At 66.0% G+C, this 1,475-nt stretch carries 1 protein-coding gene; it reads left to right on the forward strand.

Annotated features, from left to right (window positions below; translation table 11 throughout):
* Positions 1-231: 231 nt before the first annotated feature.
* A complete protein-coding gene (locus HMPREF3159_RS02910) occupies positions 232-1,452 on the forward strand; it encodes an IS110 family RNA-guided transposase (protein WP_070499593.1) in 1,221 nt (406 codons plus the stop codon).
* Positions 1,453-1,475: the final 23 nt, after the last annotated feature.

Here is a 1,475-nt window from a genome sequence, read left to right on the forward strand (position 1 = left end):
TGCCCGTTACCTTGTGAGCACCCCGATGGACGGGGTCTGGTCGCTCGGCCGGGTATGGCTTTGTTGCCCTGCCATCGATGGTCCGGGGGGTGTTGCCGCCCGGTCGAGAGACACGCGTTGACCGCTGATAGGGACATGGCCCAGCATTGCTGAGGTCTCCTCGTAACGTGGGTGCCGGCACCGGGTGTCGAGACTGCGACCAGCAATGATGCTCCAGGGAAGGACAGCATCATGGACACACGATTCGCGGTCGTGGTCGGCCTCGACGTCGGGAAGAGCAGTCATCATGCCTGCGCGCTTGATCCCGCCGGGAACAGGCTGTTCGACCAGCCTCTCCCGCAGGACGAGTCCGAGCTCCGCGAGCTGTTCACCCAGCTGCAGAACCAAGGTGAAGTGCTGATGGTGGTCGATCAGCCAAACACCATCGGAGCGTTGCCGATCGCGGTCGCCCGCGACGTCGGCTGCTCCGTCGCCTACCTGCCGGGCCTGGCGATGCGGAAAGCCGCAGACCTCTATCCGGGCAGGTCAAAGACCGATGCGCGGGACGCGTTCATCATCGCTGACACGGCCCGCACCATGCCCCACACCCTCCGACAGGTCGACCGCGACAGCGACGTCCTCTCCGCTCTGAAGGTGCTCGCCGGCTTCGACGAGGACCTCGCCCACGAGACCACGCGGGCCCTGAACCGGATCCGGTCTCTGCTCACGCAGATTCATCCCGCGCTCGAGCGAGTCTTCGTCGGCGGGACCCTCTCGACCGGACTCGTGCTGGACCTGCTGGAGAAGTTCGGCGGCCCGACCGGGTTCAAGGCTGCAGGCCGGAGCAGGGTTCTACGGTTCGCTCGGGCCCATTCGCGCCGCAACCCCGAAGTGCTGATCGACCAGATCTTCACCGCGCTCGCGGAGCAGACCGTGATCGTGCCAGCGACCGCGGCAGTGGAACTCGTGGTTCCCAGAGTCGCTGGTCAGGTGAAGGAACTGAAGGAGCAGCGGGCGACCGTGGCGAGGGAGGTCGAGACCATGCTGGAGGACTTCCCTCTCGCCTCGGTCTTGATGAGCATGCCGGGGATCGGCATCAAGACCGCCGCCCAGATCCTCCTGGCCATCGGCGACGGCTCCGCGTTCGAGACCCCAGGCCATCTCGCGGCCTATGCCGGAATCGCGCCGGTCACACGAAGATCCGGCACCTCGATCCGCGGAGAGTTCCCCGCACGTTCAGGCAACAAGCGGCTCAAGAACGCGCTGTTCTACTCCGCCTGGGTCGCCTCGCACTCGGACCCGATCTCCAAGGCCTACTACGATCGCAAACGCGCCGAGGGCAAGCGCCACAACGCCGCCGTGATCTGCCTGGCCCGCCGCCGCTGCAACGTCATCTTTGCGATGCTCCGCGACAGCACCTACTACCAGCCACCTCTCGTTCCTACCCCCGAACCGGCCGCCCTCGCGGCTTGACTCGCAACATAGGGACACCCCCC

It is taken from the genome of Brachybacterium sp. HMSC06H03 (genome assembly GCF_001807385.1).
GTDB classification, from domain to species: Bacteria; Actinomycetota; Actinomycetes; order Actinomycetales; family Dermabacteraceae; genus Brachybacterium; species Brachybacterium conglomeratum.

What these genes read in the sequence shown, in the direction of transcription:
- HMPREF3159_RS02910 (WP_070499593.1), top strand. Translation starts at nt 232, where the DNA reads ATGGACACACGATTCGCGGTCGTGGTCGGCCTCGACGTCGGGAAGAGC.